Origin of the sequence: Paraburkholderia megapolitana (assembly GCF_007556815.1) — a bacterium.
In the GTDB taxonomy this organism is placed as follows: domain Bacteria; phylum Pseudomonadota; class Gammaproteobacteria; order Burkholderiales; family Burkholderiaceae; genus Paraburkholderia; species Paraburkholderia megapolitana.
The window spans coordinates 3,573,863-3,589,410 of record NZ_CP041745.1; the positions used below are offsets into that span (position 1 = coordinate 3,573,863).

The window sequence follows — 15,548 nt, forward strand, 5'->3', positions numbered from 1 at the left end:
GCCCTCATTGCCCCGCAAACCCCCGCCAGAGCGTGAATGGCTGCCCGTCGACCCGATTCGCACCGGCTTTTTGCGTTGCGCCGCAGCATGCCCTTCCTGACAGGCCGCCCTATACTCGATTAAACAACCATTACAAAGGATTCAGGGAGAAGCGCCATGGTCATCAATGAAACTTTTGGGGTTACCTACGTGATGATTGCGGTCACGTGTCTAGGCGCGGTTCTGGTCGGCGGATTGCTGACCGCGATGCATCTGAGGCATCAATATCATCCGAATCTGATCGGTGCGCTGATCGGCGCGCTACTGTGCTTCCTGGTACTCGAAGCACTGCCGGCGCTGACCTGACGCTCACGCCATCGACAACCATCGACGCGCCGTGACAGATTGCCGACAGGCGTGGACCGGGGTCCACGCCGTTTCAGTTTGTCTCGTGAGTAGTGCGCAGGAAATCGTCGACGCTCGGGTAGCGCAGACGTACCTTTAGCTCGCGCTTCAATCGTGCATTATCGAGTCGACGCGATTCGCGCATGAACGACAGCAGCATCGGATCGAGTTGCTGTTCCGCGACCTCGCGCGTCACGCGCGGCGCGCGCTCAAGGCCGTACGCATCCGCGACACGGTCGAAGTATTCCCCCATCTTCATTTCGCTGTCGTCCGACGCGTGGATCACGCGAGCCGGCCGGCCATGCGTCGTCATCCGTACGAGAATCGCCGCGAGATCGTCGGCGTGGATGTGGCTCGTGTACACGTCGTGTGAATCGACGAGCGCGGGGGTGCGCTTCTCGAGCCGTGCCAGCGGCAGGCGATTCGCCGCATAGATGCCGGGAATGCGCGCAATCGATGCGCTGACCGTGCCGCGTGCGGTCGCGCGCCGCAACTGCTGCTCGGCGGAAACACGGCGCTTTGCACGCGCATTCGCTGGTCGGGGTGTGCGTGTCTCGTCGATCAGCGCCCCGCCGCAATCGCCATATACGCCGGTCGTGCTCGCGTAGACGATCTTCGGCACGGCCCGCGAGCGGCCGGTTCGCGCAACCCCGTCGGGTACAATAGCGCCTGTTTCGCGTTCCACCGCCAAACCACGGCGCAGACGGCGCAAGCGCGCCACAGGTACGGTTGCATTGCGTGCCGGGCCGCCCCGGCGAGCGCTCAACGCGGCAAGCAGCGCGCGCGTGCGGCGATCGTCGTCGCCGGTTTTCTGCGGCGGCGCCAGATGCAGCACGGTCGGCGCCAGTCCCGCGAGCCGCCTGAGGCTGCGGCGCACGTCGAGGTCCCCGACCAGTGGCGTCGCGCCAGCAGCGCGTAGCTCGGCGCAACGGGCCGGCTGGCTCGTCAATGCAACGACGTGCAGGTGCGGCAGCAGATGTCCGATGCAGCGCATGCCGACGTCGCCGCAGCCCACAATCAGTACGCGCGGGCGGCGCAGATTTCGTGTCGCTTTCATAGTGGACGCATTGTAGCCGCGATGTAGCTGCTAGAAGCGGCTCGCACCGATTACCGACTCTTCGATTTCGATCACTTTATGGCATTTAACGTAACGCTCCGGCAAAGCGGCCGGCAGTTTCAGGTAGAACCCGACGAACCCGTCCTCACCGCGGCCCTGCGCCAGGGCATCGGCCTGCCGTACGGTTGCAAGAACGGCGCATGCGGCTCGTGCAAAGGCACGGTGCTGAGCGGCCAGGTCGAACAACGCGTGCATTCGTCGTCGGCACTGTCGAACGACGAAAAGACCCGCGGCATGGCGCTCTTTTGCTGCGCCACGCCGCAGAGCGATCTCGAGATCGATATCCGCGAAGTAGCAGGCGTCGGCGATGTGCAGGTGAAGAAGCTGCCGTGCCGCGTGAATGCGATCGAGCGCAAGGCCGACGATGTCGTCGTGCTGAAGCTGCAGTTGCCGGCCAACGAACGCCTGCAGTATCTCGCGGGCCAGTACCTCGAATTCATCCTGAAGGACGGCAAGCGCCGCAGTTATTCGATGGCGACGGCACCGCACGAGGAAGGCCCGATCGAACTGCACATTCGCCACATGCCCGGCGGCGCGTTCACCGACCACGTGTTCAACACGATGAAAGAGCGCGACATCCTGCGCTTTGAAGCACCGCTCGGCACGTTCTTCCTGCGCGAAGACTCGGAGCGGCCGATCGTGCTGCTCGGTTCGGGTACCGGTTTTGCGCCGCTGAAGGCGATCATCGAACATGCGGCGTTCCAGAATATCGAACGCCCGATGACGCTCTACTGGGGCGCGCGTCGCAAGAAAGACCTGTACCTGCTCGAGCTCGCCGAACAATGGGCGAAGGACCTGCCGAACTTCCGCTTCGTGCCGGTTCTGTCCGAACCCGACGCGAGCGATGCCTGGACCGGCCGCATCGGCTTCGTTCATCGGGCCGTCATCGAAGATCTGCCAGACTTGTCCGCTTATCAGGTGTATGCGTGCGGCGCACCGGTCATGGTCGAGTCGGCACAGCGCGATTTCACCCAGCATCACGGGCTGCCGGAAGGCGAGTTCTACGCGGATTCGTTCACCAGTGCCGCCGATCTGGCGAACCCGGTCTGACGACGATGAGCGGCAGATCAGCGGCAAAATGGGCGAAATTGATGGTTTACACGAACGCGCGCGGTGTCGTATTCTTTCGCCCATGAACCGCATCCAGTCCGAACTTCGACGTCGCCGCTCGCCGCTCCCTTAGGGGCGCCGCTGGCTTCGTCACGGATTCGCGCCGTCAGGCGCATGTTGTTCGAATCATGAAAGCCACGGCCTGCCGTGGCTTTTTTGTTTTTTCGGTCCTTCTTCTATCCGCTTCGCCTGGAGCCTGCTGCCATGAATTTCAATGAGTATCCCATCGAGTCGTTGATGTACATCACGAACCGGCCCGAGATCGTGTTCACGCACGGCAAGGGCTCGTGGATCTACGACAACGAAGGCAAGCGTTATCTCGACTTCATCCAGGGCTGGGCCGTGAACAGCCTCGGTCACTGCAACGACGGCATGATCGAAGCGCTGGAAAAACAGGCGCGTCTGCTGATCAACCCGTCGCCCGCGTTCTACAACCAACCGATGGCGCAGCTGGCCAGCCTGCTCACGCAGCACAGCTGCTTCGACAAGGTGTTCTTCGCGAACAGCGGCGCGGAAGCAAACGAAGGCGCGATCAAGCTCGCGCGCAAGTGGGGCAAGAAATTCCGCGACGGCGCGTACGAGATCATCACGTTCGATCACAGCTTCCACGGCCGCACGCTCGCGACCATGTCGGCAAGCGGCAAACCGGGCTGGGACACGATCTACGCGCCGCAGGTGCCGGGTTTTCCGAAGGCCGATCTGAACGACATCGCGTCGGTGGAAAAACTGATCACCGGCAAGACCGTTGCGGTGATGCTCGAACCGATCCAGGGCGAAGGCGGCGTGATTCCGGCTACGCGCGAATTCATGCAGCAACTGCGCGACCTGACGAAGCGGCACGGCATCCTGCTGATCGTCGATGAAGTGCAAAGCGGTTGCGGCCGTGCGGGTACGCTGTTCGCGTACGAGCTGTCTGGAGTCGAGCCGGACATCATGACGCTTGGCAAGGGCATCGGCGGCGGTGTGCCGCTCGCGGCATTGCTCGCGAAAAAGGAAGTGGAAGTGTTCGAAGCGGGCGACCAGGGCGGCACCTACAACGGCAATCCGTTGATGACCGCCGTCGGTTACTCGGTGATTTCGCAGCTCACCGCGCCCGGTTTTCTCGAAGGCGTGCGCGAGCGCAGCGAGTATCTGCGCACGAAGCTGCTCGAGCTTTCGGAAGAGCGTGGCTTTGCGGGTGAACGCGGCGAGGGTCTGTTGCGCGCACTGCTGCTCGGCAAGGACATCGGCCCACAGATCGTTGAAAAAGCGCGTCTGATGCAACCGGACGGTCTGCTGCTGAATGCCGCGCGCCCCAACCTGCTGCGCTTCATGCCCGCACTGAACGTCACGCACGACGAGATCGACCAGATGCTCGCGATGCTGCGCACGGTGCTCGACTCGCTGTAAGCAACGGGAGACCACGCCGATGACATCCGCTACGCTCTCGATCCGCTGCTTCGATGCGCGCGACACCGACACGGTCATTGCGCTGTGGCAGGACGTGTTCCCCGAATACCGGAACCCGGACAAGCCGCAGCGCGACCCGCGCCTGTCGATCGCGAACAAGCTCGCGACGCAGCCTGAGCTGTTCTTCGTTGCCGAACGTGCGGGCCGCCTGGTCGGCACCGTGATGACCGGCTACGACGGCCACCGCGGCTGGATTTACTCGCTCGCAGTCGACCCGACGCATCGCAGGCTAGGTATCGGCACACAGCTCGTCGAGCACGCGGAAGCTGCACTCACCGCGCGCGGTTGTCCGAAGGTGAACCTGCAGGTGCTGTCGACGCGTAGCGATGTGCAGGCGTTCTACGAAGCGCTCGGTTATCGCGCCGACGAAGTGATCAGCATGGGCAAACGACTCGGCGCTACGGCAGCGGTTGCTGGCTGAGGTCTTTTTTAGCCTGGGCCGGTGGGTTCTGCAAAGAAAAAGCCGCATGCCTCTTTGAACTGAGGCATGCGGCTTTTTTGTGCTTCTACAACGCTTATTCACCCAGATAAGCAGCCCGAACCTTCGGATCATCAAGCATCTGCTTCGCGTCGCCGGACATCGTGACAAGACCCGAGTCCATCACGTAAGCGCGATTCGCAGCCTGCAATGCGAGCCGCGCGTTCTGCTCGACCAGCAGCACCGTGATGCCTTCCTTCGAGATCTCGCGCACCACTTCGAATATCTTCTCGACCATGATCGGCGACAGGCCCATCGACGGTTCGTCGAGCAACAGCAGCTTCGGCTTGCTGATGATCGCGCGCGCCATCGCCAGCATCTGCTGTTCGCCGCCCGACAACGTGCCCGCGTATTGCGAAGCGCGTTCCTTCAGACGCGGAAAGAAGCCGAACATGCGCTCGACGTCCTTCTTGATGCCGTCCGTGTCGTTGCGCAGATACGCGCCCATCTGCATGTTCTCGACGATCGACATACGCGCGAAGATGCCGCGGCCTTCCGGCACCATCGCGAGTCCGCGACGCAGCAGTTCATGCGCGGGCACACCGCGGATCGACTCGCCCATGTACTCGATGTCGCCGGCTGAGTAAGGCTTCAGCCCCGTGATGGCCTTCATCGTCGTCGTCTTGCCCGCACCGTTCGCGCCAATCAGCGTAACGAGTTCGCCCTGCGCGACTTCGAGGTCCACACCCTTCACCGCCTGGATGCCGCCGTAGTTGACCTGCAGGCCCTTGATTTTCAACATTGCCGTAGCCATCAGTGAACTCCCGCGCCCAGATATGCCTCGATCACCTTCGGGTCTTTCTGCACGTCCTGCGGCAGTCCCTGAGCGATCACCTTGCCGTAATCGAGCACTGTCATCTGATTGCACAGGCCCATCACCAGTTTGACGTCGTGCTCGATCAGCAGGATCGTCTTGCCGTCGGAGCGGATCTTGTCGAGTAGCTTGGTCAGCTCGACCTTCTCCGTCGCGTTCATACCGGCAGCCGGCTCGTCGAGGGCAAGCAGCTTCGGATCGGTGGCAAGTGCGCGCGCGATCTCAAGACGCCGCTGGTGCCCATACGACAGATTGCGCGACGTGTAGTCCGCGTACTGCGCGATGCCGACGTAGTCGAGCAGCTCGATCGCACGCTCCTTGATCTCGCGCTCTTCCTTGCGCTCGGACGGTGTCTGGAACACCGCGCCGATCAGACCGTGGCGCGTGCGCACGTGGCGCCCCACCATCACGTTTTCCAGCGCGGTCATGCCGCCGAACAGACGGATGTTCTGGAACGTCCGCGCAATGCCGGCCTTCGCGACCTGATACACCGCGGTCGGCGTGTAGTTCGTGCCGTCGAGCTTGAACTCGCCGGAATCCGGCGTGTACAGACCCGTGATCACGTTGAAGAACGTCGTCTTGCCCGCGCCGTTCGGTCCGATCAGGCCGTAGATCTGCCCTGCCTTGATCTCGATGCCGACGTCGGACAGAGCCTGCAGGCCGCCGAAGCGCTTGTTGACGCCCTTGACGGACAGTCGAATGTCATTGCTCATGCGTTTTCTCCTGTCCTTACGCGCGCACCGGCTTCTTGCCGCTGCGCTTCGCAAATTTCGCGATCTTGTCTTCGTGCTTCGGCGACGGCCACAGGCCTTCGGACCGGTACAGCATGATCAGCACCATCGCGAGACCGTACAGCAGCTGACGGATCACTTCGGTATCCACGATCTGGTGACCGAAGATCCAGTTTTGCAGCGGACCCATCGTCGAGCGCAGGAATTCGGGGAACACGGAGAGCAGCACCGCGCCGAGAATCACACCGGGGATGTGGCCCATGCCGCCCAGCACCACGCACGCGAGCACCACGACCGATTCCCAGAACGTGAACGATTCCGGCGACACGAAGCCCTGGAAGCCTGCGAACATCGCACCCGACAGACCGCCGAACGACGCGCCCATCGCGAAGGCCAGCAGCTTGACGTTACGGGTGTTGATGCCCATCGCCTTGGCGGCGACTTCGTCTTCGCGGATCGCGGCCCATGCACGGCCAATGCGCGAGTGCTGCAGGCGCGTACAGACCCAGATCACCAGCAGCGCACACAGCACGAACAGGTAGTAGTACATGTACACGGTCGTGAACTGGAAGCCGAACAGCGTGTGAGTCTGCGACAGGTTGAAGCCCGCGACGCGGATCGGATCGATACCGGTGATCCCCTGCGGCCCGTTGGTGATATTCACCGGACGGTCGAGGTTGTTCATGAAAATCCGGACGATTTCCCCGAAGCCCAGGGTCACGATGGCCAGGTAGTCGCCGCGCAGACGCAGCGTCGGCGCACCGAGCAGGATGCCGAACAGCGCGGCAAGCCCCATGGCGACCGGTACGATGAGCCAGATCGGCGCATGCAGGCCGCCAGGGAACACTGCGGCGATCCACGCGAACTGCGTGGTCAGGTGGGGCGACGACAGCAGTGCCGCGACGTACGCGCCAATCGCATAGAACGCGATGTAGCCCAGGTCGAGCAGGCCAGCGAAGCCGACCACGACGTTGAGGCCCAGCGCGAGCATCACGTACAGCATCGCGAAGTCGAGTACGCGGACCCAGTAGTTACCGCCTACGACACCGATCAGCATCGGTGCGGCAAGCACCAGCACGGCGGTAACGACACCGACGATCAGCGTTTTAGTCGCGTTCTTCTCGGGGACGAGCGTCGTGGACGGCTCGATCGGTTGAATTGAGGTCATGTCTGTTTGCTCCTTATGGCCCGGGATCAGGCGCGATCCGCAACACGTTCGCCCAGCAGCCCCGACGGACGGAACACGAGCACGATGATCAGCACGACAAACGCAAACACGTCCTGATAGTTACTGCCGAACACACCGCCTGTGAGATTGCCGATATAGCCCGCACCGAGCTGCTCGATCAGGCCGAGCAGTACCCCGCCCACCATTGCGCCACCCAGGTTCCCGATCCCGCCGAGCACCGCCGCGGTAAACGCTTTCAGGCCAGGAATGAAGCCCATATAGAAGTGCGCATTGCCGTACTCGGAGGCGATCATCACGCCGGCCAGCGCAGCGAGCGCCGAGCCGATCATGAAGGTGGCCGAGATCACGAAGTTCGGGTTCACGCCCATCAGGCTCGCGACGCCGGGGTTCTCGGCGATCGCGCGCATCGCACGGCCGAGCTTCGTCTTGTGGACCAGCAGCAGCAGGCCGCCCATCACGAGGAACGCCACCACGATGATCACGATTTCGGTCATCGAGATCACCGCACCTGGCGTCGATTCAGTGGCCTTGATCACGTTGATCGGATCGGTGGGCAGCAGTTGCGGGAACGGCAGCGGGTTACGCGACCAGATCATCATCGCGAGCGTTTGCAGCAGGATCGACACGCCGATCGCGGTGATCAGCGGGGCGAGACGCGGTGCCTTGCGCAACGGCCGGTAGGCGACCCGCTCGATCGTATAACCGACCAGCGAGCACACTACGGCCGCAATGATCAGCGCGATGATGAGCGTCGGCACATTGCCGAGCCCGGGGAAGTGGTTATGCAGGACCCCGATCGCGGACAGCGCAACCATCGCACCGACCATCAACACATCGCCGTGTGCGAAGTTGATGATGCCGAGAATCCCGTAAACCATCGTATAGCCGAGTGCAATGATGGCGTAGACGCTACCAAGCACCAGACCGTTGAGGATCTGCTGGACGAAGATATCCATTTAAAGCTCCTTAGCGCGTGCGACTGGATTCACGTTCTTCATCGGCCGGTGGGCGGCGATGGGTCGGAGAATCGCAACGGCACTGCGGGTACTGATATTAAGAACCGGTCAGGGTTATCCGCCTTCGATGTCCCGTTCGACCGTGATACGGTCGTCGAGCTGCCGCAAGCGGATGCAAAAACGGCACCGTCGGATGGTTCGGTGCCGTCACGTTGTACGTCCCGTCGTTACATATTCACGACGTCGAGGACCGCACGATTGCCGTCCCTGAAGTCGTAAAACGTAATGGCGCCTTCTTGCAAATCGCCCTTGCCACTGGATGCGATCTCGCCGATCACCGGGTGGTATCCGGTGGGCGGCATCGCACCCCTCAGCAGGAGCGGCTCGGCCGAACTGGCGTTACCCGCCAGTTTGCCCACCTTGTCGGTACACACACCGTCGCCGCCAAGGATTTTTGCCCTGCTGCCAGGCACTGCCCGCTTCGCAGACAGTTCGCCCGTTGCGTTCACACCGCCGGACATGATGGCGTCCGGCCGAACACGTTTGATCTTCGTGAGGATGCCGCAGGCCGTGGCGTTCGCCACCTGCGTGCCGGTTTCCGGGCTGGTTGCGGCGGCGCGGGCGTCGAACTGCAGCTCGATCCGATGGCCGTCGATGGTCAAACCCTGTGTGTTGATGTCCTCTACAGCCAACCGCGCCCCATTTTCGTTGTCGTTGCACTCACTCTTCCTGCTGCTCGCGGTCACCATCGCAACCGCGGCCGCATCGGGCACCGCGTCAGCAAACTTGGCTTGCATTAAACAGGTCTCCCGCGCCTTGCAAAATCCGCTGTCCCAAGGCCCACAGGGCTTCAGAAACGCGCGCATTGTAACTCCAATTATGCGGCGGCCAATATATTGAACCGGCAGGGTTTTCCTGCATTGCAACCTGATTTCAGGACCAATAATCGGCGTGTGGCGCAACCGGGTTGCACATCTTTGAAGCGCATCAGTTGCACCACATCGAACCCGACCTGCACCAAGTGTTGCGCACGACCCTTTCGGGAGCCCGTTTTCATCGGGTTCGGCGAGATTGGCAGGTCAGCCGATCGCACGGCGCCAGTCTGAAGCGTCAAAAATCCGCCGAATAGACCGAATAGGCCGGAAATAGGGAATGACCGTGAAATCTGTGCCAAAAATAATCGTCGGGAGATGAAAAATCTGTCGATTTCAGATGGGCCGAACCGATCTTTCGCCTGATGCGCCCCCTAAATTTTCGGACCGTATTGGGCCAGTCAGGGACACGCTAGAAACGCAGACGGCAATAAAAAACGCGCCGAAGCGCGCTTTTTTTCATCTAGAGGTGTTGCTGGATCAGGCGGGCAATCCAAGCCCGCGCGGCAGCGGAAAAGCGATGTTTTCCTCGATGCCTTCGAGCGCACGCACGTTGCGCACACCGAGTTCGTGCAGCCGGGCGATCACCGCCTGCGCCAGCACTTCCGGGGCCGACGCGCCCGCTGTGACACCGATGCGCCGCTTGCCGACAATCCACTGCGGATCGATCTGATCCGGCGAGTCCACCATATAGGCCGGGATGCCGCGCTTCTCGGCCACTTCGCGCAGCCGGTTCGAATTCGAGCTGTTCGGGCTACCGACCACGATCACCACATCGCATTGCGGCGCCATGAACTTCACGGCGTCCTGGCGGTTCTGCGTCGCGTAGCAGATGTCCTGCTTCTTCGGTTCACGGATCGCCGGGAATTTGGCCTTCAGCGCGGCGATGATCTCGGCGGCGTCGTCGACGGACAGCGTGGTCTGCGTGACGAACGCAATCCGTTCCGGGTCCGCGAGCACGAGCGCCTGCACGTCCTCGATATCTTCGACGAGATGCATGCCCTCGCCCGTCTGCCCCATTGTGCCTTCCACTTCGGGGTGCCCCTTGTGGCCGATCATGACGATATCGAAGCCGTCCTGGCGCATCTTCGCGACTTCGATATGCACCTTGGTCACGAGCGGGCAGGTCGCGTCGTACACGCGCAGACCGCGCGATTCGGCTTCCGTGCGCACCGCTTTCGACACGCCGTGCGCGCTGAAAATAACCGTATTACCGGCCGGCACTTCCTCGAGCTGCTCGATGAAGATCGCGCCTTTCTTGCGCAGGTCTTCGACGACGTAAGCGTTATGCACGATCTCGTGACGCACGTAGATCGGTGAGCCGTGCAGCTTGATCGCGCGCTCGACGATCTCGATGGCCCGGTCGACGCCGGCGCAAAATCCCCGCGGCTGGGCCAGCAGGATTTCAGTTTCGGCGAGGGTCGTGTCCGTGGTGCTCATGTTTACAGAATCCCGATGATTTTCACTTCGAACGCCAGCGCCTGGCCGGCAAGCGGGTGATTGAAATCGAACAGGGCGGACGTTTCGCCGACTTCCTTCAGCACGCCCGCGTAGCGTCCGCCGCCCGGTGCGTTGAATTCGACGAGATCGCCCGGAGAAAAATCCTCACCGATCATGCTGTTTTCGCGCAAGGTGGCCAGCGACACCCGCTGGATCAGTTCCGGATTGCGCGGGCCGAACGCCGCTCCTGGCGTTAGCTGAAAGGTGGAGTGGTGACCCACCTTCAACCCCAGCAGAATGTCTTCGAGCGGCGGCGCCAGCTGGCCGGCGCCCAGCAGCAGCGTAGCGGGCTTCTCGGTGAAGGTGTTGATGACATCGGCGCCATCGGCGAGCGAAAGCCGGTAGTGAAGCGTGACGTGCGAACCGGGTTTCACTTCGGAAATATCGATGATGCTCATGCGGTACTCATTCAGTCTTCAGTCGGGACGCGCCGGAGGCGCATTCACCCATTTACAGCACAGGGCGCGTATGCGCGACGCCTTGCGCAAAGGCTCCATTGTAAGCCACATATCCCGCCGCGGCTGCGCGCGGCACAGGACCGCCCTTCTGGAGACCTAGCATGGACGTCACCCCCATTGCCTTGCCCGGCACCCTGGGCGAAGCCCCTTCCGCTGCGGTTTTGCGCCCCGCCCGGCAGCGCCCCCGGGACATGCCGCGCGAACGCCTGCTCGATTCGGGACCTGGCACGCTCAGCGATATCGAGCTGATCGCGCTCGTGCTCGGCTCCGGACTGCCGGGCCAGAACGTCTTCGAGCTCGCGCGGTCGTTGTTGGTGCGCTTCGGCTCCCTGCGGGCGATGCTCGACGCAACACCCGCCGATTTCAGCGGAATTCGCGGTATCGGCCCCGCCAAAACGGCCCAACTGCTCGCCATTCTGGAGATAGCGCGGCGCGCGCTCGCGGAAAAAATCCGCGAACGCTCGGTCATCGATTCACCGGAAGCGGTAGAAGACTACCTGCGGCTGCTGATCGGCACCCGGCCCTATGAGGTCTTCGTCAGCCTGTTTCTCGATGCGCGGCACCGTCTGATCCGCTCGGAGGAAAGCTCGCGCGGCTCGCTGACCCGGATGGCGGTCTATCCGCGGGAAATCGTCCGGCGCACGCTCGCGCTGAATGCGGCCAGCCTGATCGTGGCGCATAATCACCCCTCCGGTGCCGTCAAACCGAGCGCCAGCGACCGCCGGCTGACACGCATGCTGCGCGACACGCTAACGCTGATCGACGTGCAACTGATCGATCACCTGATCGTTGGTGCGCAGGAAACGTTCTCGTTCGCCCGTGCCGGCCTGTTGTGACGGCAGCCCGAACGCGCATCGGGCCTGCTCCTCGATCCGCAAATAAGGTTTGATTTTTCGGCTTTTTTCCTGCTAAAATCGCGGTTTGCTTCTTTCCAACCCTGTTCTGAAGCCGCCAATGGCCTTTCTGGAAGCCGCGACCACCCGGTCCTTCCGCTTTCAGGAAACTTTCCGGCGTTCGAACTCAGAATTTAAGCGTATTAGGAGTGCTCTCATGGCACGCGTATGCCAAGTAACTGGGAAAGCGCCGATGAGCGGCAACAACGTTTCCCACGCGAACAACCGAACCAAGCGTCGTTTTCTCCCGAATCTGCAAAACCGCCGTTTCTGGGTCGAAAGCGAAAATCGCTGGGTGCGTCTGCGCGTTTCGAACGCCGGTCTGCGCCTGATCGACAAGAACGGTATCGACACCGTGCTCGCAGATTTGCGCGCACGCGGTGAAGCCTAAGGAGTAAATCATGGCAAAAGGCGCACGCGACAAGATCAAGCTGGAATCGACCGCAGGTACGGGTCACTTCTACACCACGACGAAAAACAAACGCAACATGCCGGAAAAGATGACGATCTCGAAGTTCGATCCCGTCGTCCGCAAGCACGTTGAGTACAAAGAAACCAAGATCAAGTAAGCTGGTTTCCGAGCTTGTCAAAAAAACCCCGCCTCTGCGGGGTTTTTGTTTTTCTCCCCTCCTGTTCGCTCCAGCGCACCTCTTTCTGTCGCCGCATTTCATGCCCATCGGCTGACTAGCCAGCTTTTCCTTGCGGGCTGCGGCGCGTATCCTCTCTCGTTTGGCCGGAAGCGCCTGAAGGCGCGCCGCAACAGCAAAGCAAGACACGGAGAGGCAGCGAATGAATTTCGATGTGGCAATTGTCGGCAGCGGTCTGGCAGGTCTGAGCGTCGCGCTGAATCTGGCGGAAACGCGACGAGTCGCGATCGTGGCCAAACGCTCGATGACCGAGGGCGCCAGCGACTGGGCCCAGGGCGGCATCGCCGCCGTGCTGGATTCCGCGGATAGCGTCGAGAATCATGTGCGCGACACGCTGGTCGCCGGCGGCGGGCTATGCGACGAAGCTGCAACGCGCTTCATCGTCGAAAACGGTCGAGCCGCCATCGAATGGCTGATCGATCAGGGCGTCCCCTTCACGAAAGACGATGCCGCCGAACTAGGCTTTCACCTGACGCGCGAAGGTGGCCACAGTCATCGCCGGATCATTCACGCCGCCGATGCGACCGGCCATGCGGTCGTCGCCACGCTCAGCGAACGCGTGCGCCAGCACCCGAACATCACGCTGCTCGAAGACCATTACGCCATCGATCTCATCACCTCGGACCGGCTCGGCTTGCCGGGGCGACGCTGCCACGGCCTGTATGCGCTCGATCTAGCCAGCGGCCGCACGGTCACCATCGAAGCGCCGCACACCGTGCTCGCTACCGGCGGCGCAGGCAAGGTCTATCTTTATACGACCAACCCCGACACAGCGACCGGCGACGGCATCGCAATGGCCTGGCGCGCCGGCTGCCGGGTGTCGAACATGGAGTTCATCCAGTTTCATCCGACCTGCCTGTTTCATCCTTATGCGAAGTCGTTCCTCATTTCCGAAGCGGTGCGCGGCGAAGGCGGCATCCTGAAACTGCCCGACGGCACGCGCTTCATGGCGAATCACGACGAGCGCGCCGAACTCGCGCCACGCGACATCGTTGCGCGCGCGATCGATTTCGAAATCAAGAAACGCGGCATCGACTGTGTGTATCTCGACATCAGTCATCAGCCGGCGGCGTTCTTGCAGGAGCACTTCCCGACTATCCTCGCGCGTTGTCGCGAGTTCGGCATCGATATCACCCAGCAGCCAATCCCCGTCGTGCCGGCCGCGCACTACACGTGCGGCGGCGTCGTCACGGACCTCGCGGGCCGCACCGATCTGGCGGGCCTGTACGCGGTCGGCGAGACATCATGCACGGGCCTGCATGGTGCGAACCGGCTGGCAAGCAACTCGCTGCTCGAATGTCTCGTGATCGGGCGATCGACGGCGACATCGATCGAAAAGGAAGGTTTTAGCGCTGCAGTACACGCGCCGCTGCCGGACTGGGACGAAAGCCGCGTGTCCGATCCAGACGAGGAAGTGGTGGTCGCGCACAACTGGGACGAACTGCGTCGGCTGATGTGGAATTACGTCGGCATCGTGCGTACCGACAAACGGCTCGCGCGTGCGAAGCATCGTCTTGCGCTACTGCGCGACGAGATCCACGAGTACTACGCGAACTTCCGCGTGAGCCGGGATCTGCTCGAGCTGCGCAATCTGGTCGACGTCGCGTCGCTGATTGTGGACAGTGCGCGCTCGCGTCGTGAAAGCCGCGGCCTTCACTACAGCCGCGACTGGCCCGCCACATTGCCGAAGGCGCTGCCGACGGTGTTGTCGCCGGAGCGGGTGCGCAACCGCAACGTGTGACCGGGCGCCCCCAACGTTACTACGCCGGGCCGACGTTCGAAAACAACGCCGCGTCCCGCGCCAGATCGCCGCTGGTCTGCACACGCTTCTTGTGGCGCGCCGCAAAGTCGAGCATCCGGTCGATCGGCTGCTTCGCCCGCTCTCCGATGGCCGCATCGACGAAGATTTCGTTCTGACCGTGCTCCAGCACGTTGGCGAGATTCGTGAGGCCGTTCATCGCCATCCACGGACAATGCGCGCAACTCTTGCAGCTCGCGCTATTGCCGGCGGTCGGCGCCTCGATAAATATCTTGCCAGGTGCTGCGAGCCGCATCTTGTGCAGGATGCCGAGATCGGTCGCTACGATGAAGTGCGTTGCGTCGAGCCGCTGCGCCGCATCGATCAACTGCGTCGTCGAGCCGACGACATCGGCAAGCGCCACGACGCTTTCCGGCGACTCCGGATGCACGAGCACTTTCGCCTGCGGATACTCGGCGCGTAACAGATCGAGTTCGATCCCCTTGAACTCATCGTGCACGAGACACGAGCCCTGCCACAGCAGCATGTCCGCACCGGTCTTCTTCTGAATATAGCCACCGAGATGCCGGTCCGGTGCCCACAAGATTTTCTCGCCACGCGCATGCAGGTCAGCCACGATCTCGAGCCCGATCGACGACGTCACCATCCAGTCCGCGCGCGCCTTCACCGCTGCGCTCGTGTTCGCGTAGACAACCACCGTGCGGTCGGGATGCGCATCGCAGAACGCAGAGAATTCGTCGGCGGGACAGCCGAGATCGAGCGAGCAGGTTGCATCGAGATCGGGCATCAGAATGCGCTTGCCAGGACTCAGGATTTTCGCCGTCTCGCCCATGAAACGCACACCGGCAACTACCAGGGTCTGCGCCTCATGATCGCGACCGAAACGCGCCATCTCAAGCGAGTCCGCAACGCAGCCGCCGGTCTCATCGGCGAGTTCCTGCAGTTCCGCGTCCACGTAGTAATGCGCGACGAGCACCGCCTTTTCGCGCGCAAGCAACGCGCGGATGCGCGCCTTCAGCGCAACCCGCTCCTCCGCCGACGGCGTCTCGGGCACCTTTGCCCACGCCTGACCGACACCGCATATCAGCCCTTGGGGCTGTGGCCGGTCGTATTCGACGCTCCTGATCGCCTGATTCATGGTGGCTCCTGTCCGACTGATCTGCGGCACGCCGCGAGATGTTCCGGACGCGC

17 protein-coding genes are annotated in these 15,548 nt (G+C 62.2%); 8 read left to right on the forward strand and 9 right to left on the reverse strand.

Annotated elements, in window-relative coordinates; all coding sequences use genetic code 11:
* Nucleotides 1-156: 156 nt before the first annotated feature.
* Complete coding sequence (locus FNZ07_RS29255) at nucleotides 157-345, forward strand: hypothetical protein (protein WP_091011272.1); 189 nt, start codon at nucleotides 157-159, stop codon at nucleotides 343-345.
* Nucleotides 346-418: 73 nt separating this feature from the next.
* Here FNZ07_RS29255 and FNZ07_RS29260 read toward each other — a convergent pair whose 3' ends face one another.
* Nucleotides 419-1,441 carry an NAD-dependent epimerase/dehydratase family protein gene (locus FNZ07_RS29260; RefSeq protein ID WP_091011271.1) on the reverse strand — a complete coding sequence of 341 codons (1,023 nt, stop codon included), beginning with the start codon at nucleotides 1,439-1,441 and terminating at the stop codon, nucleotides 419-421.
* Nucleotides 1,442-1,519: 78 nt separating this feature from the next.
* Between FNZ07_RS29260 and FNZ07_RS29265 the strand changes: the two genes are divergently transcribed.
* The 3 genes from FNZ07_RS29265 to FNZ07_RS29275 all read left to right on the forward strand — a co-directional run bounded on the left by FNZ07_RS29265 (nucleotide 1,520) and on the right by FNZ07_RS29275 (nucleotide 4,481).
* Nucleotides 1,520-2,551, forward strand: a complete 1,032-nt coding sequence (locus tag FNZ07_RS29265; RefSeq protein WP_091011270.1) for a CDP-6-deoxy-delta-3,4-glucoseen reductase — start codon at nucleotides 1,520-1,522, stop codon at nucleotides 2,549-2,551.
* Between the two features lie 264 nt (nucleotides 2,552-2,815).
* Nucleotides 2,816-4,000, forward strand: a complete 1,185-nt coding sequence (locus FNZ07_RS29270; protein ID WP_091011269.1) for an acetylornithine transaminase — start codon at nucleotides 2,816-2,818, stop codon at nucleotides 3,998-4,000.
* A 19-nt stretch (nucleotides 4,001-4,019) separates the two neighbouring features.
* The gene (locus FNZ07_RS29275; RefSeq protein ID WP_091011268.1) at nucleotides 4,020-4,481 is read left to right on the forward strand and encodes a GNAT family acetyltransferase; all 462 of its coding nucleotides are present in this window, start codon (nucleotides 4,020-4,022) and stop codon (nucleotides 4,479-4,481) included.
* Nucleotides 4,482-4,575: 94 nt separating this feature from the next.
* On the opposite strand, the gene FNZ07_RS29280 is transcribed toward FNZ07_RS29275, so the two are convergent.
* The 7 genes from FNZ07_RS29280 to FNZ07_RS29310 all read right to left on the reverse strand — a co-directional run bounded on the left by FNZ07_RS29280 (nucleotide 4,576) and on the right by FNZ07_RS29310 (nucleotide 10,998).
* On the reverse strand, nucleotides 4,576-5,292 hold the full coding sequence (locus FNZ07_RS29280; protein ID WP_091011267.1) for an ABC transporter ATP-binding protein: 717 nt from the start codon (nucleotides 5,290-5,292) through the stop codon (nucleotides 4,576-4,578).
* The gene (locus tag FNZ07_RS29285; RefSeq protein ID WP_091011266.1) at nucleotides 5,292-6,065 is read right to left on the reverse strand and encodes an ABC transporter ATP-binding protein; all 774 of its coding nucleotides are present in this window, start codon (nucleotides 6,063-6,065) and stop codon (nucleotides 5,292-5,294) included. The genes FNZ07_RS29280 and FNZ07_RS29285 overlap by 1 nt, the downstream gene beginning before the upstream one ends.
* Nucleotides 6,066-6,081: 16 nt before the next feature.
* Nucleotides 6,082-7,251, reverse strand: coding sequence for an ABC transporter permease subunit (locus FNZ07_RS29290; protein ID WP_091011265.1), 1,170 nt, complete (start codon nucleotides 7,249-7,251; stop codon nucleotides 6,082-6,084).
* A 26-nt stretch (nucleotides 7,252-7,277) separates the two neighbouring features.
* The gene (locus FNZ07_RS29295) at nucleotides 7,278-8,228 is read right to left on the reverse strand and encodes a branched-chain amino acid ABC transporter permease (protein ID WP_091011264.1); all 951 of its coding nucleotides are present in this window, start codon (nucleotides 8,226-8,228) and stop codon (nucleotides 7,278-7,280) included.
* A 227-nt stretch (nucleotides 8,229-8,455) separates the two neighbouring features.
* Nucleotides 8,456-9,025 carry a type 1 periplasmic-binding domain-containing protein gene (locus FNZ07_RS29300; RefSeq protein WP_091011263.1) on the reverse strand — a complete coding sequence of 190 codons (570 nt, stop codon included), beginning with the start codon at nucleotides 9,023-9,025 and terminating at the stop codon, nucleotides 8,456-8,458.
* 555 nt (nucleotides 9,026-9,580) lie between these two features.
* On the reverse strand, nucleotides 9,581-10,540 hold the full coding sequence (ispH, locus tag FNZ07_RS29305) for a 4-hydroxy-3-methylbut-2-enyl diphosphate reductase (protein ID WP_091011262.1): 960 nt from the start codon (nucleotides 10,538-10,540) through the stop codon (nucleotides 9,581-9,583).
* 2 nt (nucleotides 10,541-10,542) lie between these two features.
* The gene (locus tag FNZ07_RS29310) at nucleotides 10,543-10,998 is read right to left on the reverse strand and encodes an FKBP-type peptidyl-prolyl cis-trans isomerase (RefSeq protein ID WP_091011261.1); all 456 of its coding nucleotides are present in this window, start codon (nucleotides 10,996-10,998) and stop codon (nucleotides 10,543-10,545) included.
* A gap of 161 nt (nucleotides 10,999-11,159) precedes the next feature.
* On the opposite strand from FNZ07_RS29310, the gene radC reads away from it, so the two are divergent.
* The 4 genes from radC to nadB all read left to right on the forward strand — a co-directional run bounded on the left by radC (nucleotide 11,160) and on the right by nadB (nucleotide 14,339).
* The gene (radC, locus tag FNZ07_RS29315) at nucleotides 11,160-11,894 is read left to right on the forward strand and encodes a RadC family protein (RefSeq protein WP_091011260.1); all 735 of its coding nucleotides are present in this window, start codon (nucleotides 11,160-11,162) and stop codon (nucleotides 11,892-11,894) included.
* A 214-nt stretch (nucleotides 11,895-12,108) separates the two neighbouring features.
* The gene (gene rpmB, locus FNZ07_RS29320) at nucleotides 12,109-12,342 is read left to right on the forward strand and encodes a 50S ribosomal protein L28 (protein ID WP_091011259.1); all 234 of its coding nucleotides are present in this window, start codon (nucleotides 12,109-12,111) and stop codon (nucleotides 12,340-12,342) included.
* Nucleotides 12,343-12,352: 10 nt separating this feature from the next.
* Nucleotides 12,353-12,520, forward strand: coding sequence for a 50S ribosomal protein L33 (gene rpmG / locus FNZ07_RS29325; RefSeq protein ID WP_091011258.1), 168 nt, complete (start codon nucleotides 12,353-12,355; stop codon nucleotides 12,518-12,520).
* 220 nt (nucleotides 12,521-12,740) lie between these two features.
* Nucleotides 12,741-14,339, forward strand: coding sequence for an L-aspartate oxidase (nadB, locus tag FNZ07_RS29330; protein WP_091011257.1), 1,599 nt, complete (start codon nucleotides 12,741-12,743; stop codon nucleotides 14,337-14,339).
* Nucleotides 14,340-14,358: 19 nt separating this feature from the next.
* Here the strand turns inward: nadB and nadA are convergent, their stop codons facing one another.
* Nucleotides 14,359-15,495: a quinolinate synthase NadA gene (nadA, locus tag FNZ07_RS29335; RefSeq protein ID WP_091011256.1), complete on the reverse strand. Its 1,137-nt coding sequence runs from the start codon at nucleotides 15,493-15,495 to the stop codon at nucleotides 14,359-14,361.
* Nucleotides 15,496-15,548: the final 53 nt, after the last annotated feature.

Excerpts from the sequence above, each read along its gene's own strand:
- FNZ07_RS29255 (WP_091011272.1), top strand. The coding sequence starts at position 157 with ATGGTCATCAATGAAACTTTTGGGGTTACCTACGTGATGATTGCGGTC.
- FNZ07_RS29260 (WP_091011271.1), bottom strand. The coding sequence starts at position 1,441 with ATGAAAGCGACACGAAATCTGCGCCGCCCGCGCGTACTGATTGTGGGC.
- FNZ07_RS29265 (WP_091011270.1), top strand. The coding sequence starts at position 1,520 with ATGGCATTTAACGTAACGCTCCGGCAAAGCGGCCGGCAGTTTCAGGTA.
- FNZ07_RS29270 (WP_091011269.1), top strand. The coding sequence starts at position 2,816 with ATGAATTTCAATGAGTATCCCATCGAGTCGTTGATGTACATCACGAAC.
- FNZ07_RS29275 (WP_091011268.1), top strand. The coding sequence starts at position 4,020 with ATGACATCCGCTACGCTCTCGATCCGCTGCTTCGATGCGCGCGACACC.
- FNZ07_RS29280 (WP_091011267.1), bottom strand. The coding sequence starts at position 5,292 with ATGGCTACGGCAATGTTGAAAATCAAGGGCCTGCAGGTCAACTACGGC.
- FNZ07_RS29285 (WP_091011266.1), bottom strand. The coding sequence starts at position 6,065 with ATGAGCAATGACATTCGACTGTCCGTCAAGGGCGTCAACAAGCGCTTC.
- FNZ07_RS29290 (WP_091011265.1), bottom strand. The coding sequence starts at position 7,251 with ATGACCTCAATTCAACCGATCGAGCCGTCCACGACGCTCGTCCCCGAG.
- FNZ07_RS29295 (WP_091011264.1), bottom strand. The coding sequence starts at position 8,228 with ATGGATATCTTCGTCCAGCAGATCCTCAACGGTCTGGTGCTTGGTAGC.
- FNZ07_RS29300 (WP_091011263.1), bottom strand. The coding sequence starts at position 9,025 with ATGCAAGCCAAGTTTGCTGACGCGGTGCCCGATGCGGCCGCGGTTGCG.
- ispH (WP_091011262.1), bottom strand. The coding sequence starts at position 10,540 with ATGAGCACCACGGACACGACCCTCGCCGAAACTGAAATCCTGCTGGCC.
- FNZ07_RS29310 (WP_091011261.1), bottom strand. The coding sequence starts at position 10,998 with ATGAGCATCATCGATATTTCCGAAGTGAAACCCGGTTCGCACGTCACG.
- radC (WP_091011260.1), top strand. The coding sequence starts at position 11,160 with ATGGACGTCACCCCCATTGCCTTGCCCGGCACCCTGGGCGAAGCCCCT.
- rpmB (WP_091011259.1), top strand. The coding sequence starts at position 12,109 with ATGGCACGCGTATGCCAAGTAACTGGGAAAGCGCCGATGAGCGGCAAC.
- rpmG (WP_091011258.1), top strand. The coding sequence starts at position 12,353 with ATGGCAAAAGGCGCACGCGACAAGATCAAGCTGGAATCGACCGCAGGT.
- nadB (WP_091011257.1), top strand. The coding sequence starts at position 12,741 with ATGAATTTCGATGTGGCAATTGTCGGCAGCGGTCTGGCAGGTCTGAGC.
- nadA (WP_091011256.1), bottom strand. The coding sequence starts at position 15,495 with ATGAATCAGGCGATCAGGAGCGTCGAATACGACCGGCCACAGCCCCAA.